Below are 26316 nucleotides of genomic sequence, written 5' to 3' on the forward strand. Positions count from 1 at the left end.
TTATTCTCCGTGATAATATCTCTCGTCAACATCATTCTTGATCGCAGTTCCGATACCTTTATTTGTAAAGATCTCCAGAAGCAGACAGTGCGGAATCCTTCCGTCCAGAATATGCACTCTGGATACACCATTTTCAATGGCGTCAATACAATTATGAAGCTTCGGTAACATTCCGCCTCCGATAAATCCATCCTCCATCAGTTTCTTTCCTTCTGATACATTCAGTTCAGAAATCAGAGTTGATGGATCTTTTGGATCTTTGTAAACACCCTCGATATCTGTCAGGAACGCAAGTTTCTCTGCATTGATTGCTTTTGCGATCGCGCATGCCGCGTCATCCGCATTAATATTGTAAGTATTAAAATCATCATCCAGACCAATTGGTGCAATGATCGGAAGAAAATCTTTCTCCAACAGATCGAAAATAATATCTGCATTGACTTCTTTTACATCACCGACAAATCCGATATCTTCTCCGTCTGCGTATTTCTTGTCTACTTTCAGCAGCCCGCCGTCTTTTCCACTGATACCGATTGCTCTGACGCCAAGACTTTCTACAAGCTGGACGAGACTTTTATTTACCTTTCCAAGCACCATTTCAGCCAGTTCCATTGTATCGGCATCTGTCACACGAAGTCCGTTGATAAAATGAGGTTCCATGCCAACTTTTCCAACCCATTTGCTGATCTCTTTTCCACCGCCGTGTACGATGATCGGTTTGAAACCAACCAATTTCAAAAGTGTAACATCCTGAATGACTCTTGCCTTCAGTTCCTCATCTACCATGGCGCTTCCGCCATATTTTACAACAATTATCTTACGGTTAAAACGCTGGATATATGGAAGTGCCTCTATCAGTACCTCTGCTTTATCCAGATATTTCTGCATTGATTTTTCCATCTGTGTCTCCTTCCCTGGCTGTAATTTTTGCTTTTTATCGAATCATCTGTCTCGCTTTAAATTCATAATTATTGTCGTATTAGCTACGGTAATCTGCATTGATCTCAATGTATCCGTGTGTTAGGTCACATCCCCATGCGGTTGCTGTTTTCTCACCCATCTTCACATCAGCGATTGCTGTTACTTCTTTCTCAGACAGGATCTTAGTAGCTTCTGCTTCGCTGTAATCTACGGCAGTACCATTTTCAATGATCTGGATCTTTCCTGCTGCACTTTCGAAGAATAAATCTACTTTCTCCGGATCAAACTGTGCTCCGGAATATCCCATTGCGCAGAGGATTCTTCCCCAGTTCGCATCATGTCCCGCGATTGCAGTCTTTGTAAGATTGGAGCAAACGATGGATTTGGCAAGTGTCTTTGCCTGCTCTACGCTCTCGCAGCCAACTGCTTTTACTTCAAATAATGCTGTTGCGCCTTCGCCGTCTCCTGCAATCTTTTTAGCCAGATATTCGTTGATCGTATGTAAGGCTTCTGCGAAATTTTTATAATCTTCTGTTCCGTATGTGATCTCCGGATTTTCAGCCAGTCCATTTGCGAGAAGGACAACGGAATCATTGGTAGATGTATCTCCGTCTACAGAAATCATGTTATACGTATCTCCGACATCTTCGCTTAACGCTTTCTGCAACGCGTCTTTTGTAATGACTGCATCTGTAGTAATAAATGCAAGCATTGTGCACATATTCGGGTGGATCATTCCGGAACCTTTTGCCATACCACCGATTGTAACAGTCTTGCCACCAACTTCAATCTCGACTGCAAGTTCTTTCTCATACGTATCGGTTGTCATAATCGCTTTGGCTGCTTCTGTACCATTTTCCTGAGAGTCATTTTTCTTCTCAGCCAGTACTTTGATTCCTGCTGTCAGCTTATCGATCGGGATCTGTTTTCCAATTACACCTGTAGATCCGATCATGACACCGTCTGCTGCCACACCAAGTGCTGCTGCCGCTGCATCTGCAGTGTCTTTGCAGTATCCAAATCCTTCTGCACCGGTACATGCATTGGCAATTCCTGAGTTTACGATAACTGCCTGTGCTTTTGCACCGCTCTTTACAACCTGCTGATCCCATTTTACCGGAGCTGCCTTTACAACATTGGTTGTAAAAGTTCCTGCTGCCACGCATGGCACCTGGCTGTATACCAATGCCATATCTGTTCTGTCTTTATATTTAATTCCTGCTGCTGTACTTGCTGCTTCAAATCCTTTTGCTGCGGTTACGCCGCCTTTTACCTGTTTCATCTTTCTTCCACCTTTCTTTTTTGTTCTCGTCTGCCGGTTCTTCCATCTATAATTCCCACAGATTATTATTCGCCATATCTGTATGAAACTGCTTACTGTATGAAGGCTGTAATATTTGCCTCATTCAGTGTAAAATCATAATAATTCAAATCTTCTCTTTTTGTCCAGCCGATTTCTTTCCAGAATGCATTACCGATATCATTCTGTGTAAATGCGATCAGGGATACTTTGTTGATTCCTTCTTTTTTCAGTGCCTCCATCGTAAATACAACCATGGCTTTTCCGATGCCCTTCATTCTGTGGTTCACATCTACACATACATGGTACAGACAGCCTCGTCTTCCATCGTGCCCACAGAGAATTGCTCCAACGATTTTCCCATCCTCTTCTGCAACTACACTTGTGGTTGGATTTCTCTTCAAAAACCGTTCCACACCTTCTCTGGAATCATCCACACTGCGGATACCAAAGCCCTTAATGCTCATCCAGAGTGCGTGCACCTGGTCAAAATCTTCTATTTTCATTACTCTTATATTCATCTATATTCTCTACTCCTCTGTCTGTATTTTCCGTTGGGGACAAACCGGCAAAACAATTCGTTTGAACCTGTCCTTATGGAAACATTGGAACCAGTTCTAATCCCTCCGTCTCCGGAAGTCCGAACATCAGATTCATGTTCTGTACTGCCTGTCCGGCTGCACCTTTTACCAGATTGTCGATCGCGCCCATCATAATGATACGGTTTGTTCTCGAATCGATCTTAAAGTTGATATCAACGTAATTGCTTCCTTCTACCCATTTTGTCTCCGGGCACACATCTTTTGGAAGCACACGGACAAATTTCTCATCTTTATAATATTTATCATAAATTGCTTTAACCTCTTCATATGTCACTTCTTTTTTCAGTGTTGCATACTCTGTGGCAAGGATTCCGCGGTTCATCGGCACAAGATGCGGTGTGAAATTGATCAGCACTTCTTCTCCGGATGCATAGCCTAACTGCTCTTCAATCTCCGGTGTATGTCTGTGGCTTGCCACACCGTATGCTTTCATGTTCTCATTGACTTCACAGAAGAGATTCGGAACCTTCGCCCCTCTTCCTGCTCCGGACGTACCGGATTTGGCGTCTACGATCAAAGTATTCATATCAATGATTCCTTCTTTTGCCAGCGGATACGCTGTCAGGATCGAACATGTTGTATAACATCCCGGATTCGCTACCAGTCTTGCGCCCTTCACATCTTCACGGTTGATCTCACACAGTCCGTATACTGCTTCCTTAATAAACTGTGGACTCTTATGTGCGATTCCATACCATTTTTCATAAGTAGCTACATCCTTGATCCGGTAATCTGCACTCAAGTCAATGATCTTTGTCTGGGCCAAAATCTCCTCTGACATCATCGAAGCACAGAAACCCTGCGGCGTTGCCGTAAAGATTACATCTGCCTGCTTTGCAAGTTCTTCCATATTATCATCCAGACATTTTGCGTCTACGATCTCAAACATGTTGCGATACACATCTGCATATTTCTGATCTATATAACTTCTGGAGCCATACCATACAATCTGCGCATCCTTATGTGCAGATAAAATTCTCACAAGTTCGCCTCCGGCATATCCGGTTGCTCCGATAATTCCCACCTTAATCATATACGTCATCCTCCTGATGTATTTTTATACTTACTAGTTGAACATTCGTGTTTTTTATAGTAAACCCATTTTCGGGAGTTGTCCAGTTTGGGACGGGGCTTTTTTAGAAAATCCCCGTCCCAAACTGAAATCCCCCTGTCCCTTTTTCATTAGTATGTGAATAATTATACAGCTAACATGTATAATATGCAAGTATTTTCTATTTTTTCCTTGCATATTTATAACATATAGTGTATAGTTAACTTTGCAATCGCAAATAATTAAGCATTTTATAAAAATACATTTCAGGAGGATATACATATGAAAGAAAAAGTAGTACTTGCCTATTCAGGTGGACTTGACACAACAGCAGTTATTCCGTGGTTAAAAGAGACTTTCGGTTATGAAGTTATCTGTTGCTGCGTAGACTGTGGACAGGGAGAAGAGCTGGACGGACTGGAAGAGAGAGCTAAAATGTCAGGCGCTTCCAAATTATATATTGAAGATATCGTAGATGATTTTGCTGACAACTACATCGTTCCTTGTGTTCAGGCAAATGCTGTTTACGAAGACAAATATCTGATTGGTACTGCTATGGCTCGTCCGGCAATTTCTAAAAAGCTGGTTGAGATTGCACGTAAAGAAGGTGCTGTTGCTATCTGCCACGGTGCTACCGGTAAAGGAAATGACCAGATCCGTTTTGAGTTAAGTATCCGTGCTCTGGCTCCGGACATCAAGATCATCGCTCCATGGAGAATGACAGACATCTGGACAATGCAGTCCCGTGAAGACGAGCTTGCTTATTGTAAAGCACACGGAATCGACCTTCCATTCGACGCCAGCCACAGCTACAGTCGTGACCGTAACTTATGGCACATCAGCCACGAAGGACTGGAACTGGAAGATCCTGCATGCGAGCCAAACTATGACGACATGCTTGTATTAGGTGTTACACCTGAGAAAGCTCCAGACAAAGGCGAATATGTTACAATGACATTTGAAAAAGGTGTTCCGAAGACAATCAACGGAGAGGCTATGAAAGTTTCTGACATCATCCGCAAACTGAATGAACTCGGTGGAAAACATGGTATCGGAATCATTGATATCGTTGAGAACCGTGTCGTTGGTATGAAATCCCGTGGTGTATATGAGACTCCTGGTGGAACAATCCTTTACGAAGCACACCAGCAGTTAGAAGAGCTGATCTTAGACCGTGCTACATACGAAGTAAAAGAGCAGATGGCTAAGAAATTATCCCAGGTTGTATACGAAGGAAAATGGTTTACACCACTGCGTGAAGCAATCCAGGCATTTATTGAGAGCACACAGGAATATGTAACTGGTGAAGTGAAGTTCAAACTTTACAAAGGAAATATCATCAAAGCCGGAACAACTTCTCCATACTCTCTGTATAATGAATCTCTTGCAAGCTTCACTACCGGAGATCTGTATGATCACCATGACGCTGACGGATTCATCAACCTGTTCGGACTGCCGTTAAAAGTTCGTGCTATGAAAATGCAGGAAGTAAATGAAAACCAGAAATAAACGTATAATATGAAGATTTAAACTGCTCCGGCAGTTATGGTATGCACCCTGTCAAGTAGACAGCTCAAATATCTAAAATAAGTGTTCAGTGAAAGACCATACTTCATATGAAGTATGGTCTTTTTATACACCAAGCAGGATACGCTCTGCTAATCCCATTCTGATTGCGTGACATTAAAACATAAAGTACCGTTTTCACTGTTCTACTATAAATAACAATCAAAAACGGTACTTTATAACATTCTTTTAAAATCTATGAAATTGTCCTATCGCTTTCCACGTCCAAGCTGTGCCAGCATAATCCCGATCACTACGTAGAAATCGGCAAGATTCGCAGTCAGGCTTCTAAGCAACTTATGCTTTCCGTCGTAGCCAATATAATCCACAACTGCACCTTTCATGATCCGGTCATATGTATTGCTGATGGCACCTGCTGTTACAAGCGTAAGTCCTGCTTTGCAAAGCTTTCTCCCCTTACAGAAAAATACCTTCACATCTGCCAGAAATATAACTCCTGTTCCGATCAAAGACACTTTCAAAGGCAGTCCCGAATGTTTTTCAAAACTACTGAAGATCAGCCCTTTGTTGTAAAACTTCCTAAGAAGCACTCCGGGAATCTTCGTCTTCTCTTCCCGTTCTTCATCATAATTTTCTTCTATATACTGCTTCACCGCCTGATCGATTCCAAGAAGTCCGGCAAATATACCACCGGCTGCAAACTTTCCCATTATAAAACTCCTTTGATATGCTGAATCTCCTCTGCAATCTTCTTCATCTCTTCGTCACGTTTTTCAATGGATTCACATACTGCAACATAATCAAGGTCGGAAATCTCCCCCTGTACAAATTTGTCATAAACCATACGTCCCATATCCATAAGATCTCTGTCGTTTGCACGACGCAGAGTGCGCATATCACTTTTCAGTTTCTGTATTTCAATCGTGTCCTCTGTCTTCTTTCCAATATCATTTGCAACATCGGATATCTTTCTTCCTAAATCTTCAAAAAAATCTACCATAAGTCATTCTCCTTCGTTTTCTATAGTCTTCGTAAAGTATCCAATGAATGATAGACATCCATCTTTCCATATCCCCACTGCCGGTTCGGTCGCTCCATCTCCGGAAGATTCTCCGCTCCCAGAATGATAATGTTGCGGATCTGGCTGGAATTCACGCCTTTCGCTCCCGGCTGTTCCAGTATCCATTCGGTAAGCAGCGCCGCCGCACCTGCTGCCACTGCAGTTCCGGCACTAGAGCCACTTCTTGTAACCCACCGGTCTTCCCCTGATGCACCTGTAATACGCACCCCCGGAGCTGTAAAATCCGGCTTTATGAGATTACTTCTAGTATAACCTCTTCCCGAATTAATATCAACCGCATTATCCACACTGTTATAATACGCCACTGTCATTGCATTTTCTGTGCTTCCCGGCTCTGTCAGCGTGACATCCGGATTCGCTTCCAGAAAATACACTTCTCCTTCTAAAAACTCCTGCACCGGAAGCCACAAATGCACTTCACCTCCTGCATCTGTCGCGGATTCGATCTCTATTTTCCAGATTCCTGCAACCGGATTTTTAAATTGCATAAATAGAAGCTGAGAATCGTTATTTTCCAGCAACAGCCTGTATTCCACCATAACTTCTGTCCGTTCAAAGGTAAATACAAAATTATAGCGGTAGCCCTGCCGGAACGCCACCTGCCTCGTCCGCTCACCGGACGGGGAAATGAGCACAATCGTAACAACCATCGGAAGCTTCGTCCAGAGTTCTGCGACAAATCCATTGATCCCACTCCCAACCCGAATCTCTGCTGTGACTGGCTGTGACATTTTTTCTGAAATTGTATAAGAAAAATGATGGCGCATGGCAGCTTCATTTCCACCACCAATCACAACACTCCTGTTTAATTGAAGTGCATACTGATCCAGAATCCGCGATAATAGTGTCGTTCCATTATGACCGCCAAAATTCGTTCCAAGCGCAATGCACAGTACGAGCGGAAGACCTTCATTTTCAGCAAGGTCATTCAGATATTTAAGCCCCGCCATAATATCATTTTCCTGATAACAGACGGCATCCTCCCGGATCAAGTAAAAATCCCGGAGATAATTCTTCGCTTCTTTTAATTTTACAATTCCTAAGATTGCTTCTGGCGCCGCCCCAAGAAACTGTGTATTTACATCGGCATTTCCGGCAGCAATGCTTGCAAGATAAGTTCCATGTCCATTCGTATCAGTGGTTGGAACAATCGACAGTGGATCTTCCGAACGCAATGCTTCATTTAATGTTTCTTCTCTATATTCACTTCCGTAATCAAATGCCTTCGGCGCATTGCCCGTCTGAATGGTCTGATCCCAGAGTCCGGCAATTCTGGTGCTTCCATCAATATTTTGAAACACCGGATTCCGATAGTCGATTCCAGTATCCAGAAATCCGATCATAACTCCCTCTCCCATCAGCCGGAGTGTTGGATAATTCTGCACCTGCAGGATTCCTGCACTGTTTAATGCATCATTATTTGTTCCTGTACTGTCCAGAAGTGTATAACAGTTCGGAATGGAATTATACCAGTATTCTTCTATGTTAAGTGGGGACAGCAAGCTTTTATCTACCGAAACACTCTCATAGCCAAAATCCATCTGCTGCCTGCAGTATGAATTCTCCGGTATATTATCTGCCATTTTCCCCCGGTCTCCCGGAAGTATAAAATCCCAGTAATCCTGGGATAGGATCTTCTCTCGGCATGTCATTTTATTCATAAAAAACTGCCTCATATACTTTTTTCTAAGTATATGAGACAGTTTTCTTTTTCTATGCCTGTCATTTTTATGACACCATATAGTCTGAAACGTTATGCCTCTTTCTTATTCCATGATACACCCGGAATCTTATTCAACATACGCTCAATGATCTCTACCGAATCCTCAATTCCATAACTTGCACTGTTAAAGCAGATATCGTAATTCTCTGCGTCTCCCCATTTTACACCACTGTAAAACTGGAAATATTTCCTGTGCTTTTTGTCCATCTTCTTAAGTTCATGAACAGCCTGTTTCAGACTTAAATTGTTGATCTCCATGTATCTCTTTACGCGCTGTTCAAATGGCGCCGTAATAAAAATACTGATATGTGGGATATGGTTATTTGCAAGAATTACATCCGCACAGCGTCCCATAACAACAAAGTCTTCTTCTTTTGCCATCTTGCAGAGAAGATCGCTCTGGTTAAAGAAAATTGCATCGTCCTTATTCAGTCCATGATAGCGATTAAAATCATGTAATTTCTGTTTCAATCCTTTGGCTTCACCGAAATTTTTCTGATATTTGTCTTCAATCAGTCCGTCCTGATCCTTATCGCCACTGACTTTCGCATCATTTGTCACATCCAGACGTTTTAATACTTCCTGCAGGATCTCTACATCATAATAATTAATGTGTAGTGCATCTGCCAATGCGAAACCAATATCATTTCCGGCGCTTCCCTGTGTTCTTCCGATACAGATCACAAGATGATCGCCCTTCTTAAACTTTTTCTTCGTGCGCGCTGTATTCAGTTTTGCACGTTTTTTATTCAGGATATCTACTTTTCCAAAGCCGTCCGGAAGTTCTGCGACTGCTTTCAAGATCGCATCATACTCCGTCATAACTTCTGCTTTTACTTCTTCGTCTTTGATCGTCCTTGCCATGTTGCTGATCAGTGCCAGCTCACTTCGAAGCAGATGTCCCTGTGGACGCAGCGTCATTAATCTGGTCAGATTCTCCACACAGGTCTGTCGGTCATCCGTAAAGGTTCGTCCAAGTGCAGATCCCACACTTTCATATACTTTTACGTCCAGATCATAGATACGTTCTGCAATCTCATAGCATTTCTTCTGATTCTCTTCCATAATCTGCACCTCCTATATAAAGAATACCAGCATGTCGATAATGAATACCGGAACTAAGAACAACAGTGACCATATAATATATCCAAAGAACGATGGCATACGCACACCGTTTTCATCAGAAATGGACTTCACCATGAAGTTCGGTGCATTTCCAATGTAAGTATTTGCTCCCATAAATACTGCACCGCAGGAAATTGCAGTCAACATTTTCACAGAAATCGTACCTACGGATGTTACCATACCTTTTGTAAATCCAAGCGTACCCGCTGTTGTCAGGAATACCAGATAAGTCGGTGTATTATCCAGGAAGCTTGACAGTGCTCCGGTTGCCCAGAACATCTGGAACGGTTTGGTAATTCCAAGGTTCGGTCCGTAAGATTTCAGAAGCATCAGTGCAGGCTGCATAGTAATGAAGATTCCTACAAACAGAACTGCAACTTCCTGGATTGCTCCCCATGTAAAATGGTTCTTCGTACGGATCGACTCGTCTGTCGTCTTAAAGGACAGATAAGCTGCCAGTAAGATAATGACAATCTCTATGATTGCCGGATAAGTTAATGTTACTTCACGGAAAATGTGAAGTCCGCGTACATTTCCGGATGCATCCTGGAACATCGGCATATTCGGAAGTGTTCCGCTTAAGATGACGGCTGCAACGATCATCACAAGGAAAATAACATTGTGCAGTCCGGAAATCCGAAAATCTGTTCCCGGTTTACTGATATCCGGTTTCAGACCTCTTGCAATATCTTTCCGGTATGCACGTCTGTCCATAAAATAAAATATACTCAATATAATTACCATATTAAATAACAGTATCGGTAATAAATGTAAGCTCCAGAAAAATGGTACGCCTCGCATAAAGCCCATCAGAAGCGGTGGATCACCGATTGGTGTTAAGCACCCTCCCATATTCGATACCAGAAAGATAAAGAATACCATAAGCTGGCGTTTGTTTCTTCTCCATGCGTTCATTTTCAGTACCGGTCTTACAAGCAGCATACTGGCTCCTGTCGTACCGATACAGCTGGAAAGAAGTGTTCCGAATGCAAGTACCGCGACATTAAGTCTCGGTGATCCTGCGAAATCTCCCTCCAGTGTAATATTTCCTGCTACACAGAATAATCCAAACAGCAGAATAATAAATGTAAGGTAATCATTGAGTACACATTCTAATACGGTCTCTACAGAATCCCCTACTCCATACTTCACTGCATATGGAATCACAAATAACAGTGACCACATAGCTACAACCAATGGCTGGTTCTTCTCCCACCAGGTAGCTTTCACAAGCGGCATAACCGCAATGCACAGAAGCAGTCCTGCAAATGGGATGCAAAGCCATGCTGGGATGATTGTTTCCATTTTTCATTTCCTCCTTTGTCTCATCCTTTTGTTGTTTTTTTCGTCGAAAATACTTCGGCTTTCTTTATGATAACCGGGGTACATCCTGTCCTCTTAATGTAATGACAGGTCCTCCGTTACCTTCAATATATGCTTTGGTGATGACAACGCGCCCGATACTGTCATCTTTTGGAATCTCATACATGATATCCAGCATAAATTCTTCGATGATCGCACGGAGTGCTCTGGCACCGGTATCCTTTTTCATTGCTTTTTCCGCAATTGCCTCCAGTGCACCTTCATCAAATTCCAGATCCACCTCATCGAGAGCAAGTAGCTTCTGATACTGTTTCAATATCGCATTCTTTGGCTCTTTTAAGATCTTGATATACATATCTTTATCTAATCCTTTTAAGGTAAATACGATTGGCAGACGTCCTAAAAACTCCGGAATCATACCAAAGCTTCTTAAATCTTCTGTTGTTACTTTCGACAGAAGATCTTTATCCCCATTAAAACGGTCTTTCAGATCTGCTCCGAAACCGATGGAAGACTGTTTTGTCAGACGTTCTTTGATAATATTCTCCAAATCCGGGAAAGCTCCTCCACAGATAAAGAGAATGTTCTTTGTATTGATCGTAGTCAGTGGCACCATAGCATTCTTGCTGTTTGCACCAACCGGAACTTCCACGTCACTGCCCTCTAACAGTTTTAACATTCCCTGCTGCACAGACTCACCGCTGACATCTCTCTGGCTGGAATTTTTCTTCTTGGCGATCTTATCGATCTCATCAATGAAAATAATTCCCTGCTCTGCCTTTTCCACATCATTATCCGCTGCTGCAAGCAGTTTTGAAACGACACTCTCAATATCATCACCTATGTATCCTGCTTCCGTCAGGGAAGTTGCATCTGTAATTGCAAGCGGCACATCCAGAATCCGTGCCAGTGTCTTTACAAGATATGTCTTACCGGAACCTGTAGGTCCGATCATCAACATGTTGGATTTCTCGATCTCGATATCATCCATCGTATCGGTTGCCACACGTTTGTAATGATTGTAAACTGCTACAGACATTGCTTTTTTGGCGTACTCCTGTCCGACTACATACTCGTCCAGCTTGGCTTTGATCTTATGTGGTGCTGGAAGATTATTGATATCTACAAGCGGAGTACGCTCTTCGCCTTCTTTTTTCTTCTTCACTTTCTGCTGTTTCGGAATCATATTTTCCAGATCTGCCATGTTCATAACCTGAACACCCGGCATGTTCATAAGCTGACTGTAGTCGATCTGTCCGCTGTTCATTGCATCAAAACTCTTCTGCATGCAGTCGTTGCACACACAGATATGATTCGGCAGTTCGATCATCTTTCCTGCTACACTTTCCGGACGTCTGCAGATAAAGCAGATTTTCTCATAATCATCGTCGGAATCTTCCTTTGTAGATTCCACACCGGAAGTTTCCACTTTTTCTACTTCTTCTTTCTGTTCTTCAAATTCATTATTATTATTCTGATCTGGCATTGTCTCTTCCTTTCTATATCTATATTTGTATCTGTTGTTTCAACCTATCGTGTATGGTTATTCCCCTGCCTGCCGACCGTCCAGCATTTCAAGAAACATCTCTTCTGAGATGATCGGAATTCCCAGTTCATTTGCCTTTTTATTCTTCGACGATGTAGATGTAATATCATTATTAATAAGATAATTCGTCTTGGAAGTCACCGATCCGGTTACTTTTCCTCCGAGACTTTCGATTAATTCTTTCACTTCTTTACGATTTGCAAAATGTGTAACACTGCCTGTAATGACAAAATTAACGCCTCCAAAGATCTGCTCTTTTGCTTCTCCTTCTTCTGCGTGAATTTTCAGTTCTCCAAGCAGATTCTTAAGCTGTCCTACATGTGCCGGATTCTGGAAATATGCCGTAAATGTTCCTGCGATCACAGCTCCGATACCTGAAATCTCACTTAACTGTTCCGCATCTGCATGCAGCATGGCATCCAAATCATTTTTAAATTCTTTGCAGATAACTTTCGCATTGGACAGTCCTACATTGGCAATTCCAAGACCATATAACACCTGCGGAAGTGTTGTCTCTCTCGCTTTTTCCACACTTGCCTTAAGATTATTAAAAGATTTCTCGCCGAAACCTTCCATTTCTTTGATTTCTTCTTCGTAACGATCCAGATGAAACAAATCCGCAAATTCCTTTACATATCCTCTGTCTATGAATTTCTCCAGCGTGGATTCTGATAATCCCTCAATATTCAACGCATCCCTGCTTACAAATAAAGAGAACGATTTAATATGCTTTGCCTGACACTCCGGATTCGTACAATAAAGTGCTTTTGCATTGCTCACCTGGCGGATCTCTGTCTTACCGCCACAGACCGGACAGACTTCCGGAATATCACGCACGCCACTTCTCGTCAAATTCTCTGCGATCTGTGGAATGATCATATTCGCTTTGTAAACTTCAATCTCATCGCCAATCCCCAGTTCCAGCTCTTCCATAATACTGATATTGTGCACACTGGCACGGCTGACTGTTGTGCCCTCCAGTTCTACCGGTTCAAAGATTGCCACCGGATTGATAAGTCCTGTTCTCGACGGACTCCACTCAATCTCCAGAAGCTTCGTGCGCACCTGCTCATCTGCCCATTTAAATGCATAGGAATCGCGTGGGAACTTCGCTGTTCTTCCCAGCGATCTTCCGTATGCAATATCGTCATAAACAAGTACCAGTCCATCCGATGGGAAATCATTGTCCACGATTTTCCGGGAAAATTCTGCCACAGCATCTTCTACTTGATCTCTTGTCACCATGACGTGTTCCACAACTTCAAAGCCCTGTTCTCTCAGCCAATCCATCTGTTTCTCTCTGGAATTATGGAAATCCACACCATCTGCCTGTACTAATGTAAATGCATAAAACCGGACGTTTCTCTTCGCTGTAATCTCGTTATTCAACTGTCTTACAGAACCACTGCACAAATTACGTGGATTTTTGTAACGTGCATCGATATCTGCGATCTCTTCATTTATTTTTTCAAAATCCTTATATCCTATAATTGCTTCTCCACGGAGAAGCAGTTCGCCCTGATAGCTGATCTTAAGCGGAATATTTTTGAATACGCGGGCATTGTTCGTGATAACTTCTCCGACTTCCCCATTGCCTCTTGTTACGGCTTTAAAAAGCGTACCGTCTCTGTATGTCAGAACGATCGTCAGCCCGTCCATCTTCCAGGACATCATTGCTTTCTGGTCACCGACAAAACGTTTCAGATCTTCAACTTCTTTTGTCTTATCAAGCGAAAGCATCGGACTTTCATGCCGCTCTTTTGGCAGTTCACTCAATACTTCATAACCGACATTCACGGTCGGGCTGTCGGATAAAGTAATCCCCAATTCCGCTTCCAGCTTTGTCAGCTCATCATACAACCTGTCGTATTCCAGATTGCTCATAATCTCCTGCGCATCCTGATAATAAGCTTTAGCTGCGCGGTTCAGAAGCGTTACCAGCTCCTGCATTCGTTCCTGTTTCTGTCTGCTCATATAGTTCTTTTAACTCCTGATCTGTTAATTTTCGAGTAGCTCCTGTCTTTAGATCTTTCAGTTCTATATTCATGATTCTGGTACGTACCAGCTTCTTCACTTCATATCCAAGTGCACTGCACATCCTGCGGATCTGTCTGTTCAGCCCCTGTGTGAGAACAATGGAAAATGTATATTTCCCAATCTTTGTTACTTTACAAGGTCTTGTTACTGCATCCAGCTTCTTCTCTTTGTCTGTAATGTGCACGCCTTCCGACATTTCCCGGATAAAAGCATCTGTAAGCGGTCTGTCCACTGTTACTTTGTATTCTTTCTCATGTGCATATCTTGCACGCATCATACGGTTGATGAGATCTCCGTCATTCGTCATAATAAGAAGACCTTCCGAATCTTTGTCCAGTCTTCCTGCGTAAGTAATCCGTTGTGGATAATCCAGAAAACGGATAATATTATTCTTCGTCCGTCTGTCCTCTGTGCAGATAATTCCAACCGGTTTGTTCACTGCAAGTACGATTCTTTCATTGCCCGTATGAACCGTCTTCTTACCGACTTTTACAATCTGATTTTCGGACACATGCATGCCTGGTACTGCACGTTTTCCGTCTACAGTAACGCGTCCGCTTTCAATGAGCCGGTCTGCCTCTCTTCTTGAGCAGATTCCCGCTGCACTGAGGTATTTATTCAGTCTGATCATATTCCCATACCCCGTTCATTTTTTGCATACCACTTCTAATCTAAACACTTATTATACCACATTTGTATTCAAAAAAAAAGAGAGCATTTCTTATGCTTTTTGATGAATTATTTCCATTTTCTTGTTATAATAAAAGTTCAGAAAGGAGATTTCTATGATTACTTTATCTCTCAAGGCGAAAGTCTCTATGTCACACCTGCTTCTCAAAGAAACATTCGACAAATTTTCCTTTATCGAAGCGGATATTACAACATTTAACAGATTTACAATAGATGGATTTTTACAGAAAGACTTTTTTGATGAACAACCGGCTGAGACACATGCCCGTTGGAAAGATGTGCGCGAACACTGCTTCCGTATCATCCGCGGTCAGCGTACCCCTTTGAATTTCAAGATTGTCCTTTCTCTGGCTCCATCCCATTTTGATGCCTTTTTAAAGAAAGAGCAACTTACCGGATTCACTGCCGGGGATATCCAGGGGCTGTATCTGAATTTCCATTATGACGGTACAGATCTTCACTGCATTACAGGGACTTCACTTCGCACTTTCACTCTGGACAAGTCTCTGGAACACGCGTGGGATCAGTATGTCCGCTCTTTTTTGCTGGAAAGTGATCTCGATACGTCAGTCTCTGTGTAAACTTCACAATATGCGAATATAGGACAGAATTGTGCAGACTATTATAATAAAAAATTTTCACAGCATCAAAGTACCGGGAAAGCAGAACATCATCTTACATTCCTGCTTCCCCGGCACTTTAATCTTATTTTCTTTTATTTATCTTTATTGGCTTTTCTTCCAAAATCTGACCATTCATTATTTTGTCAGCAACATCATAATCTCATTGCTTCTCTTGACAAATGCTGTCATTTCTTCTGGATTCAGCGGTTTGTGTGCAAGCATTGCCAAGTCATAAAGCTGTTTGCAGATCACACTTGTATTCTCGCTGTCTGCATGGTCTACAACATACTGTACAAGTGGATGATTTGCATTCAGGATTAAAGTACTCTCTCCACCAAGATCCATGCCCATGTCATTCATACCGTACATCTTCATCATTTCCTGCATACGACGGCTCTGCTCGGATAAAGTGATCATGGAAGCTACATTCTCGTCTTTTAATTTGGCAATCTTCACATCCAGTTTATCGTTTCCAAGTTCCTTGCGGAAGATCTCGATCAGGCTGTCAGAAGTTTTCTTAAATGTTTCCTGATCTTCTTCGGCAACTTCTTCTTTTGCAGTATCTGTTACATCTGCATCAATTCTCTGGAAGCGGATCGTAGGATTTCTCTGCTCCAACTGTGTGATGAACGGAGAATCAATGTTATGTCCGAGAATTACGGCATCCTGTCCCTGATTCTTAAACATGTTGATGTACTGACTCTGCTGGATCTCATCCGTTACATAGTAGATGGTTGTCTTGATCTCTTCGACTTTGTTATCGTCACCATTTTCTTCTTTCTTATCGTTCGGCTCTACGACTTCTCCGCCATTCTCTTCGATACAGTCTTTCAGCGTCAGATATTTGTGATCCAGGTTCTTGAACAGGATTGCATCTTTCATCTTGTCACAGAACTTCTCATCTTTTAAGCAGCCGAATTTGATAAATGGGCTGATGCTGTCCCAGTATTTCTCATACTCGTCTCTCTTTGTCTTACACATTCCGGCAAGTTTATCTGCAACTTTCTTGGAAATGTACTCAGAAATCTTATTTACAAATCCATCATTCTGCAGAGCGCTTCTGGATACGTTAAGTGGCAGATCCGGACAGTCGATAACTCCTTTTAATACCATCAGGAATTCTGGAATTACTTCTTTAATATTATCAGCGATAAATACTTGATTGTTATACAACTTGATCGTTCCTTCTACGGATTCATACTCTGTATTGATTCTCGGGAAATACAGAATACCTTTCAAGTTAAATGGATAATCCATATTCAAATGGATCCAGAACAGTGGCTCTTTGTAATCCAGAAATACTTTGCGGTAAAATTCCTGATAATCTTCATCGGAACACTCATTTGGATGTTTTGTCCACAGTGGATGTATATCGCTTAAAGAAACCGGACGCTTCTCAATCTTGACTTTCTCTTTTGCCGGCTCTGTCTCTACCATTTCTTTCTCGCCGTTCTCATTTTCTTTTTCTTCCATCTTGGCTTCTTCGTGAATGTGCTCTACGACAACATCATCCTCTTTAAGATCTGCCTCATCGATAGTCTCATATTCCGGTTCTGCTCCTTCTTTTGAAAGGAAAATCTCTACCGGCATGAATGAACAATATTTCTCGAGTACTTCTCTGACACGATATTCATTTGCAAACTCCAGGCTGTCCTCGTTCAGATACAGTGTCATTGTGGAACCGATTTCTGTCTTCGTTCCCTCTTCCATCTCATACTCTGTGCCGCCTTCGCTTACCCAATGTACCGGTTTTGCGCCTTCTTTATAAGATAAAGTATCAATATGCACTGCGTCTGCTACCATAAATGCAGAATAGAATCCAAGACCGAAATGTCCGATCATATCGTCTTCTGTTGTCTTGTCCTTATACTTCTCAAGAAACTGTGTTGCTCCGGAAAATGCAATCTGTGTAATATACTCTTCCACTTCATCAGCTGTCATTCCAACACCGTTATCTGTAAATTTCAAAGTCTTCTCTTCCGGGTTTACTTCTACAGTAATCTTTGGTTTATATCCATCCGGAAGCTGATACTCTCCCATCATATCCAGTTTTTTTAATTTTGTGATCGCATCGCACCCATTGGATACCATCTCACGAACGAAAATATCATGATCGGAATATACCCATTTTTTAATAATCGGGAAAATATTTTCACTGCTGATCGATAAACTACCTTTTTTTGCTGCCATTTTAATCACTCCTATTTCTATTTTTTATCATGCGGATTCCCCGCCATTCTTCTCTAAAGGATATAATAAGCCTCTCATTTTCAAAAGTCAACAGAAAATTAGCACTCTTTTAAACAGAGTGCTAATAATTCTTTGAACTTTATAAAGTTTTTATAAATTATGCTGCTTTTATCTTTATTCCACACTTTTCAGTGATTCTACCATATCAATCTTGCGGAGTTTAAAATACATCACACCATTTATAATGATTGAAAACAGTACCGTAAACAGGAAACTGTACAGATAACTCGGCGGATTGATATTGCGTCCGAACATTGCCGCATCCACTTCTACTGTCTGGATGATAAACAGATGCAGAATCCTTCCGATCCCAATTCCTACACCCGCTCCTATAAGCGTCAGGATCAGATTCTCACGATACACATAAGCTCCTACTTCCTGATCATAAAATCCAAGTACTTTCAGTGTTGCAAGCTCTCTCTGTCTCTCAGCAATATTAATGTTATTCAGATTATAAAGTACGACAAATGCAAGCATACCTGCTGAAATAATCAGTACTACAATAACAAGATTCAGGCTTTTCAGCATATCATCAAGCTGTTCTCTGATCTCATGCATATAACTGACATTCAACACTTCTTTCCTTGCCAGTATCTTCTTTCCTGCATCTTCCTTCTGTTTCTGGGAATATCCATCACGTATCGTAAATAAGAAACAGTTATACTCCAGCTTCTCGCCATAGATCTTCTCATAGCAGGCAGGTGTCAGATAGAGATAATGCCCCATGTAATTCTCACAGATTTTTAGGATCTTTACTTTTTTATCTCCATTTTCCTCGTCCTTAATCCGGATCGTATCGCCTGCCTTCGCATTTAAAAGCTTCGCCGTCTTCTCACTGATAATTGCTCCATCGTCTGTCAGTTTATAAGGCGTATGGCTTCTTCTGTCTCTGAAATGCACGTAGTCTCTGACATCTTCCGGCTCACCAAACACGCACTCATATGTCGCCCGCTTTTTCTTTCCTTTTGCAAGTGTTACGGATTGCATCTTCGCTTTCATATGACGAATCACATCCGAGTCTTTTGTAAGGAAATCATCCAGATTATCGATTTCTTTTTCCGTCAGATTCTCTTTTAAATAGACACTTCCATCGTAATACTGAATCTCGCTGTACTGTAAGTCGGCAATCTCGAAGATGGAATCCCGGAGTCCAAATCCGACGAGCATCAATGCCATACAGCCGCCAATTCCAAATATTGTCATGAAAAAACGTTTCTTATACCGCATCAGATTACGGACGGTAGACTTCCAAGTAAAACTTAAATGTTTCCATAGAAATCCAATTCGTTCCAGGAAGACTCTTCTTCCAATCTTCGGTGCCGGCGGGCGCATCAGCACAGCCGGTGTTCCTCCCAGCTCCCGGTAGCAGGCTTCTATCGTTGCAAGCAATGTGCATGCTACTGCCACACCTGAAGCAAACGCTGCATAGCCCCAGTGATACGGAATCAGGATCTCCGGTATATGTAAATACATAATTCCGTATGCATATATGATAATAAACGGGAAGATCTTTTCACCGATCAAAAATCCCATAACGCTTCCAATCGCCGAAGCAAGCAATGCATAGCCGATATATTTTGACGCAATTGCTGCTTTTCCATATCCAAGCGCTTTCATCGTTCCGATCTGTGTTCTCTGTTCTTCTACCATTCGCGTCATATTGGTCAGACTAATAAGCGCTGCTACGAGGAAAAAAATCACCGGGAAGACTTTTCCGATTGCTCGCATCCGATCCGCATTCTCACCATAGCCTGTATACTCCGGCAAGTCATTCCGGTCTGCGATATACCATTTTGCTTTTGGGATATCCGCAACCTTCTTTTTCGCATCGGATACTTTTTTCTCTGCTTTTTTGATCTTCTCCTGTGCTTCTTTTTTACCTTTTTTGTAGCTGGCTTTCGCTTTTTCTAATTTCTTTTCACTCTCAGTAAACTCCTGCTCTCCTTTTGTAAGCTTCTTTTCCTGTTCCAAAATTTCCCTGTAAGCATTCTTTATCTGCTTTCGTCCGGACTTAAGCTTCGATTTTGCTTTTGCAAGTTTTCTCTCACTTGCAGTAAGTTTTGCTTCGGACGCCTCAAGTTCCTTTTTTCCGGCTTCCAGCTTGGCTTTTGCCTCGGCAAGCTGTGATGTCGCCGCTTCTATCCCCGCCATCTGGGCTGACATCTGCTCATACTGCGCTTCATTTGCGCGATATTCACTCCAGCCTTTTTTTAATTTCTGTCTGCCGGCTCTTAACTGTGCTTTCCCTGCGCGGTATTCTTTTTCTCCCTGATCCAGTTCTTTTTCTTTTGCTTTCAGTGTTTTCCTGGCATTGACAAGTTTCTGTCTGCCATCCGCTAATTCTTTCTTTCCAGCCGAAAGTTTCTTTTCTCCGTCTTTGATCTTCTTTTCCGCTTTTTTTAATTTTTCACCGGACGTCTTTTTGCCTTTTTCTAACTTCTTCTCTGCTTTTGCAATCTTATCATTTGCTTCATCAACTAATTCCTGCCTTCGGATTCTGCCGCGTTTTTTTCCCAATGTTTCGATTTGATCCGTTGCTTTTTCCACTTTTTTCTCATATGCATCCGTATATGCAGTCAGTGTTTTTGTACCCTTTACCTGCATACACGCCTCTGTATAAGTATCTAGCGCAAAGGTATCCTCGCTTACTACGAGAAATCCATCTATCGTTCCTTTGCCGATCGTTGTACTGCCACGGTTAAAAGAAATATAGCACGGGCTGTTACCAATTCCAACTACCGTATACGTATCTGTCGTTAATGTATCCGAAAGCGGATCATCCGTCCCGGACTTTACAACAATACGGTCGCCGATCTTGTAATCCATCTCTTCATCCGCCAGACATTCTCCTGCCTTCTCTGGCATACGCCCTTTAGATACAGTCACTTTGTTCATATTCTTTGGAAGCGTCATCATATGCAGTACAAACTGGTCATCTTTTGTATCGCTCAGTACATCTGCACTGTATGCGCCCTCTGCCTTTTCTATCGTATCTGCCTCGTTAAATACCTGTATGTCTTCCCCGGTAATTCCAAGTGTACTGACTGCTTTCACATCCATCAGATCTGCGCCGTCAAAATAAGCATCCCCGGTCACACGCATGGACGGTTCCGATGCACGGATACCGGAGAAAAAAGCAACTCCCAATGCTACGATAAACAGCATAGAAAGGAATCTTCCCGGGCTTTTCTTTAATTCCATTAGAAAATCTTTGTGCGTTACTTTCATACTCTTCTACCACTCTATCGTATCTACTGATACCGGATTCTTATTTTCCACAATCTCTGCAACTTTTCCGTTCTTGATCTTGATCACACGGTCTGCCATCGGTGCAATCGCCTGATTGTGCGTGATCAGGATCACTGTCATGCCTTTTTTCCGGCAGGTATCCTGTAATAATTTTAAAATAGATTTACCTGTATTGTAGTCCAGCGCTCCCGTCGGTTCATCACAAAGCAGCAGTTTCGGATTCTTTGCAAGTGCTCTTGCAATGGATACACGCTGCTGTTCTCCACCGGATAACTGCGCCGGGAAATTGTCTGTCCGTTCTCCTAGTCCGACTTCTTCCAGCACTTCTCTGGCATCCATCGGATTTTTACAGATCTGAAGCGCCAGCTCTACATTCTCCAGTGCTGTCAGATTCGGAATCAGATTATAAAACTGAAATACAAAACCGATATCATCTCTCCGGTATGCCGTCAGTTTCTTTGCCTTATAAGTGGCAATATTCTCACCATCCACCCAGACATTGCCGGAAGTCGCTGTATCCATGCCTCCAAGGATATTAAGCACGGTTGTCTTACCCGCTCCACTGGGACCTACAACTACTGCAAATTCTCCTTTTTCAATTGTAAAATCCATCCCTGCTGCCGCAAGGATTTCCACTTCTCCCATGTGGTAACTTTTCTTTACATCTTCTAATGTAACAAATGCAGACATCATACACCTCCGCGGTAATTTATACATTAATTATAACTGATTCCAGACAGAGCGTCCAGAATTAGCAATCAATATACAATAATAAAATCCCCGGATAACAGATTTTGCTATCTGGGGATTTTATTGTATCTTCCTTTATTCTTTTCCGTTAAAACAATATGTACAAATCTTGCACGGATCAATTCCAATTGAATCAAGAAGATCGTCCAGTCTGTGATAGCGCAGGGATGTAAAATTCTGCAGCTTGCGGATATCTTCAATCATCTGTACATAACGCTCTGTTGTCGGATCTGCATATTCATCCAGGATCTCCTGTGGGCAGTCATCTCCTTCTCTTTCACGGATCACACGTCTTGTGATCAGTTCCATCTCTGATTTTGATCTGGAGAAGTTCAGATATTTACATCCATATAACAATGGTGGACATGCCGGACGGACATGCACTTCCTTCGCTCCGCTTCTATAAAGAAACTCTGTTGTTTCTCGAAGCTGTGTTCCTCTTACAATGGAATCATCGATCAGAAGCAACTTCTTTCCTTCAATTAACGCATGGACCGGAATCAGTTTCATTCTCGCGATCAGATTTCTCTGACTCTGATTCGTCGGCATGAAAGAACGCGGCCATGTCGGTGTATATTTGATAAATGGTCTTGCATATGGGATACCGGATTCATTGGCATATCCGATCGCATGTGCAATTCCGGAATCCGGAACTCCTGCAACAATATCCGGATGTACCGAATCCCCATCACGTTTTGCAAGCATACTTCCACATTTATAACGCATCTCTTCTACATTCACACCTTCGTATGCAGATGTCGGATATCCATAATATACCCAGAGGAAAGAACAGATCTTCATATCTTTTCCCGGCGCTTTCAATGTCTCCACACCACTTGCGGTAACAAAAACAATTTCTCCCGGACCTAATTCTTTATAATCCTTATATCCAAGGTTAATATAGGCATGACTTTCGAACGAAACACAATACGCATCGTCTTTTGCTCCAACTACCAGAGGTGTTCTTCCATAGCGGTCTCTCGCTGCATAAATTCCTTTCTCTGTCATCAGAAGCAGCGTCATCGAACCATCTACACGTTCCTGCACATACTGGATACCTTCCAGAATTGTCTCTTTCTCACAGATTAGCGCCGCAACCAGTTCCGTCGCATTCACCTGTCCATTTGTCATCTCATGGAAATGGGAATGTGCACTCTCATACAACTCATTTAAAAGCTCTTCATAATTGTTAATCTTTCCAACTGTTGTAATCGCAAAGCTTCCTAATTTTGACTGGATCAGTAATGGCTGCGGTTCAAAATCCGAAATACAGCCAATTCCAAGTGTTCCTTTCATCTCTCCGACATCTCTGTCAAATTTTGTACGGAACGGTGAATTTTCAATATTATGAATAGAACGGTAAAATCCGTCTTCTCCAAAAGTAGCCATTCCACCTCTTCTTGTTCCCAGATGAGAATGATAGTCTACTCCATAAAATAACTCCAGCACACAATCCTGCTTTGATGCAACTCCAAAAAATCCTCCCATAGCCTTCTCCTTTTGCCTGTAATGATCTCTTTTTTGTTAATTTTTTGTCTTTTTACCACGAATTACTCCGTTATCATACAATTTTAGCACAAAAGGAAATATGCTGTAAAGATTTTGTCTATAACATTTCCTGCAGTTTCTTGTTAATTGCTACTGGATCCGCTTTTCCTCTCATCGTTTTCATCGTCTGTCCGACCAATGCTCCAAGCGCTTTTTTCTTGCCTCCCTGATAATCAGCTACTGCCTGCGGATTGTCTGCAATCACTTTCTTTAACACTTCTTCCAATGCTCCATCATCATTTACAGTTTTCAGCCCGTGCTCCTCTACATAAGCTTTCGGATCTATGTCCTCTGCAAAAATTTTCTCAAATACTTCTTTTGCAACTGAACTGTTGATCGTTCCTGCTTCTGTCAGTTCTACTAAAGCCGCAAGATTCTCTGGTGCAAAATCAATGTCTTCCGGTTCCATTCCATTTTCTTTCAGAAGACGCATCGTCTCTACCATCAGCCAGTTGGAAACTTTCTTCGGTTTTCCACAGATAGCTGCTGCCTCTTCAAAGATATCTGCCATATGTTTAGAGTTTGTCAGAATCTCCGCATCATACTGCGGAATATCATATTCTTTTTTATATCGCTCCAGCTTTTCAGAACGAAGTTCCGGCTGCCGGTCTTTTACTTTCTGAATCCATTCATCACTGATAATGATCGGCACAAGATCCGGTTCCGGGAAATAGCGATAATCCTGTGCATCCTCTTTTGAACGCATAGCATGCGATGATTCTTTGTTGTCATCCCATCTTCTTGTTTCCTGCACAACCTGTTTCCCTTCTTCGATCAGTTCAATCTGGCGCTCTCTTTCCCCTTCAATAGCTCTTGCGATAGCTTTAAAAGAGTTCAGGTTCTTCATCTCTGTTCTTGTGCCAAATTCTGCTGCACCAACTTCCCGCACCGATAAGTTGACGTCCGCTCTCATGGATCCTTCCTGTAATTTACAGTCAGATGCGCCAAGATACTGTACGATGGTACGCAGTTTTTCCAGATAAGCAATCACTTCATCCGCTGAGCGCATATCCGGTTCCGATACGATTTCCACAAGTGGTACGCCACTTCGGTTGTAATCAACCAGTGACGTGTCATCCCATTCATCGTGGATCAGTTTTCCGGCATCTTCCTCCATATGCATTTCATGGATACGGACTTTTTTCTTCTGTCCTGCCACTTCGATCTCTACATATCCATTTCTTGCAATTGGAAGATACAGCTGGGAAATCTGATAGTTCTGTGGGTTGTCCGGGTAAAAATAATTTTTGCGGTCAAATTTGCATACCTGGGTAATATCACAGTTTGTTGCAAGTCCGATTGCCATTGCATATTCAACAACCTGCTTATTCAGAACCGGAAGAGATCCCGGCATACCGGTGCAGACCGGACAGGTATGTGTATTTGGTGCTCCTCCGAACTGTGTACTGCAGGAGCAGAAGATTTTTGTTTTCGTTGCAAGTTCTACGTGAACCTCCAGTCCAATGACTGTTTCATATTGTTTTGCCATCTCTATCTGTCTCCTTTCGCAAGTTCCGGTGCCTCATATGATTTTGTCTGTTCAAATGTATAGGCTGCACGGATGATTTTCTTCTCCTGGAAGCAGTCTCCGATGATCTGCATACCAACCGGAAGACCTTTTGAATCTTTTCCGACCGGAATCGTAATTCCCGGAAGTCCTGCCAGATTGACTGCGATCGTGTAAATATCTCCCAGATACATTTTCAAAGGATCACTTAGGCTCTCTCCAAGTTTCGGTGCTGTTGTCGGTGCTGCCGGTGCAATGATCGCATCATAAGATGCAAATGCTTTGTCAAATGCTTTTTTGATCAGCGCCTTTGTCCGGAGTGCTTTCAAATAATAAGCATCATAATATCCGGAACTTAATACAAATGATCCAAGCATAATTCTGCGTTTTACTTCCGGTCCGAAGCCTTCGGATCTTGTCTTTTTATACATATTGTGAAGTCCTTCATATTCCGAAGTACGGTATCCGTATTTCACACCATCAAACCGGGATAAGTTCGAGCTTGCTTCTGCAGATGCAATGACGTAATAAGCCGGAATTGCATACTGTACAAGGCTTAAGTCAAATTCTTCCACAACCGCACCTTTTTCTTCCAGCACTTTGACCGCTTTTAAAATCTGTTCTTTGACTTCCGGATCCAGACCTTCTGTGAAATAATCTCTCGGCACGCCAATCTTCATTCCTTTTACCTCAGCAACCAGTCCTTCTGTGAAATCATACGATTCTCTTGCAATAGAAGTACTATCTTTGCTGTCATGAGAGGCAATGGTCTCCAGAATTGTCGCACAGTCTGTGACATCTTTTGCGATCGGTCCGATCTGATCCAGCGAAGAGCCATATGCGATCAGTCCATAACGGGATACCGTTCCATAGGTTGGCTTGATTCCAACAACTCCACAGAAAGAACTTGGCTGACGGATGGAACCTCCTGTATCAGATCCAAGTGCATATGCACATTCTCCTGCCGCAACTGCCGCACAGGAACCTCCTGATGAACCGCCCGGAACATGTTCCAGATTCCATGGATTCTTTGTTTCTCCATAATAAGAAGTCTCTGTCGTACTTCCCATGGCAAATTCATCCATATTTGTCTTTCCAAGGATCACAGCTCCTGCTTTTTCCAGATTTACAACTGCTTCCGCTGTAAAGGTTGGTTTGAAACCTTCCAGAATCTTAGAGCTGCAGGTCGTCTCCACACCCTTCGTACATAAATTATCTTTGATCGCCACCGGAACACCGGCTAATGGTCCGGTAAGTGTACCGTCATTAATCATTTTCTGTACTTCTTCTGCACGTTTTCTTGCACCTTCTTTATCAATCCGCACAAAACTATGTACATTCTCTTCTACGCGTTCTATCTGTGCAATGGCTGCTTCTACTGCATCTGCCACTGTTATTTCTTTTGCTTTTATTTTCTTTCCGATCTCAACGGCTGTCATACTTGTGATATCCATGCCTTCGTT

General features: G+C 42.3%; 20 protein-coding genes. 2 read left to right on the forward strand and 18 right to left on the reverse strand.

The features are described from left to right. The 4 genes from argB to argC all read right to left on the reverse strand — a co-directional run bounded on the left by argB (position 1) and on the right by argC (position 3856). On the reverse strand, positions 1-900 hold the full coding sequence (gene argB / locus DW125_RS00340; RefSeq protein ID WP_117536760.1) for an acetylglutamate kinase: 900 nt from the start codon (positions 898-900) through the stop codon (positions 1-3). A 79-nt stretch (positions 901-979) separates the two neighbouring features. Beyond that, a complete protein-coding gene (gene argJ / locus DW125_RS00345) occupies positions 980-2203 on the reverse strand; it encodes a bifunctional glutamate N-acetyltransferase/amino-acid acetyltransferase ArgJ (RefSeq protein ID WP_021860824.1) in 1224 nt (407 codons plus the stop codon). Between the two features lie 92 nt (positions 2204-2295). Further along, positions 2296-2742, reverse strand: a complete 447-nt coding sequence (locus tag DW125_RS00350) for a GNAT family N-acetyltransferase (protein ID WP_117536761.1) — start codon at positions 2740-2742, stop codon at positions 2296-2298. Positions 2743-2815: 73 nt separating this feature from the next. Then, a complete protein-coding gene (gene argC, locus DW125_RS00355) occupies positions 2816-3856 on the reverse strand; it encodes an N-acetyl-gamma-glutamyl-phosphate reductase (protein WP_117536762.1) in 1041 nt (346 codons plus the stop codon). 300 nt (positions 3857-4156) lie between these two features. On the opposite strand from argC, the gene DW125_RS00360 reads away from it, so the two are divergent. After that, on the forward strand, positions 4157-5383 hold the full coding sequence (locus DW125_RS00360; RefSeq protein WP_021860827.1) for an argininosuccinate synthase: 1227 nt from the start codon (positions 4157-4159) through the stop codon (positions 5381-5383). A 266-nt stretch (positions 5384-5649) separates the two neighbouring features. On the opposite strand, the gene DW125_RS00365 is transcribed toward DW125_RS00360, so the two are convergent. The 8 genes from DW125_RS00365 to DW125_RS00400 form a co-directional block, all read right to left on the reverse strand. Continuing rightward, positions 5650-6111, reverse strand: coding sequence for a signal peptidase II (locus tag DW125_RS00365; protein WP_117536763.1), 462 nt, complete (start codon positions 6109-6111; stop codon positions 5650-5652). Further along, positions 6111-6401, reverse strand: a complete 291-nt coding sequence (locus DW125_RS00370) for a hypothetical protein (RefSeq protein WP_117536764.1) — start codon at positions 6399-6401, stop codon at positions 6111-6113. The genes DW125_RS00365 and DW125_RS00370 overlap by 1 nt, the downstream gene beginning before the upstream one ends. 20 nt (positions 6402-6421) lie before the next feature. Next, on the reverse strand, positions 6422-8143 hold the full coding sequence (locus tag DW125_RS00375; protein WP_117536765.1) for a S8 family peptidase: 1722 nt from the start codon (positions 8141-8143) through the stop codon (positions 6422-6424). A gap of 92 nt (positions 8144-8235) precedes the next feature. After that, positions 8236-9270, reverse strand: a complete 1035-nt coding sequence (locus tag DW125_RS00380; RefSeq protein ID WP_117536766.1) for a cytidylate kinase-like family protein — start codon at positions 9268-9270, stop codon at positions 8236-8238. Positions 9271-9282: 12 nt separating this feature from the next. Then, entirely contained in the window at positions 9283-10635 is a 1353-nt protein-coding gene (locus DW125_RS00385) for a sodium:proton antiporter (protein WP_117536767.1), read from the reverse strand. Between the two features lie 64 nt (positions 10636-10699). Next, the gene (clpX, locus tag DW125_RS00390) at positions 10700-12139 is read right to left on the reverse strand and encodes an ATP-dependent Clp protease ATP-binding subunit ClpX (RefSeq protein WP_021860841.1); all 1440 of its coding nucleotides are present in this window, start codon (positions 12137-12139) and stop codon (positions 10700-10702) included. Positions 12140-12196: 57 nt separating this feature from the next. Continuing rightward, positions 12197-14149: an NAD-dependent DNA ligase LigA gene (gene ligA / locus DW125_RS00395; RefSeq protein ID WP_199537815.1), complete on the reverse strand. Its 1953-nt coding sequence runs from the start codon at positions 14147-14149 to the stop codon at positions 12197-12199. Further along, positions 14112-14867, reverse strand: a complete 756-nt coding sequence (locus tag DW125_RS00400) for a pseudouridine synthase (RefSeq protein ID WP_117536769.1) — start codon at positions 14865-14867, stop codon at positions 14112-14114. Before DW125_RS00400 ends, ligA begins: the two co-directional genes overlap by 38 nt. Before the next feature lie 154 nt (positions 14868-15021). Here DW125_RS00400 and DW125_RS00405 point away from each other — a divergent pair, with 154 nt between their 5' ends. Next, the gene (locus DW125_RS00405) at positions 15022-15507 is read left to right on the forward strand and encodes a DUF5721 family protein (protein WP_117536770.1); all 486 of its coding nucleotides are present in this window, start codon (positions 15022-15024) and stop codon (positions 15505-15507) included. Between the two features lie 177 nt (positions 15508-15684). Here the strand turns inward: DW125_RS00405 and htpG are convergent, their stop codons facing one another. The 6 genes from htpG to gatA form a co-directional block, all read right to left on the reverse strand. Beyond that, entirely contained in the window at positions 15685-17739 is a 2055-nt protein-coding gene (gene htpG, locus DW125_RS00410; protein WP_021860845.1) for a molecular chaperone HtpG, read from the reverse strand. Between the two features lie 174 nt (positions 17740-17913). Then, entirely contained in the window at positions 17914-21027 is a 3114-nt protein-coding gene (locus DW125_RS00415; RefSeq protein WP_117536771.1) for an ABC transporter permease, read from the reverse strand. A 6-nt stretch (positions 21028-21033) separates the two neighbouring features. Continuing rightward, on the reverse strand, positions 21034-21738 hold the full coding sequence (locus DW125_RS00420; protein WP_021860847.1) for an ABC transporter ATP-binding protein: 705 nt from the start codon (positions 21736-21738) through the stop codon (positions 21034-21036). A 135-nt stretch (positions 21739-21873) separates the two neighbouring features. Beyond that, positions 21874-23286, reverse strand: coding sequence for an amidophosphoribosyltransferase (locus tag DW125_RS00425; RefSeq protein ID WP_021860848.1), 1413 nt, complete (start codon positions 23284-23286; stop codon positions 21874-21876). 118 nt (positions 23287-23404) lie between these two features. Continuing rightward, complete coding sequence (gatB, locus tag DW125_RS00430) at positions 23405-24835, reverse strand: Asp-tRNA(Asn)/Glu-tRNA(Gln) amidotransferase subunit GatB (protein ID WP_117536772.1); 1431 nt, start codon at positions 24833-24835, stop codon at positions 23405-23407. Positions 24836-24837: 2 nt separating this feature from the next. Further along, positions 24838-26307, reverse strand: a complete 1470-nt coding sequence (gene gatA / locus DW125_RS00435) for an Asp-tRNA(Asn)/Glu-tRNA(Gln) amidotransferase subunit GatA (RefSeq protein WP_117536773.1) — start codon at positions 26305-26307, stop codon at positions 24838-24840. Positions 26308-26316 lie beyond the last annotated feature (9 nt).

Source organism: Dorea sp. AM10-31, from assembly GCF_003435815.1.
In the GTDB taxonomy this organism is placed as follows: Bacteria; Bacillota; Clostridia; order Lachnospirales; family Lachnospiraceae; genus Dorea_D; species Dorea_D hominis.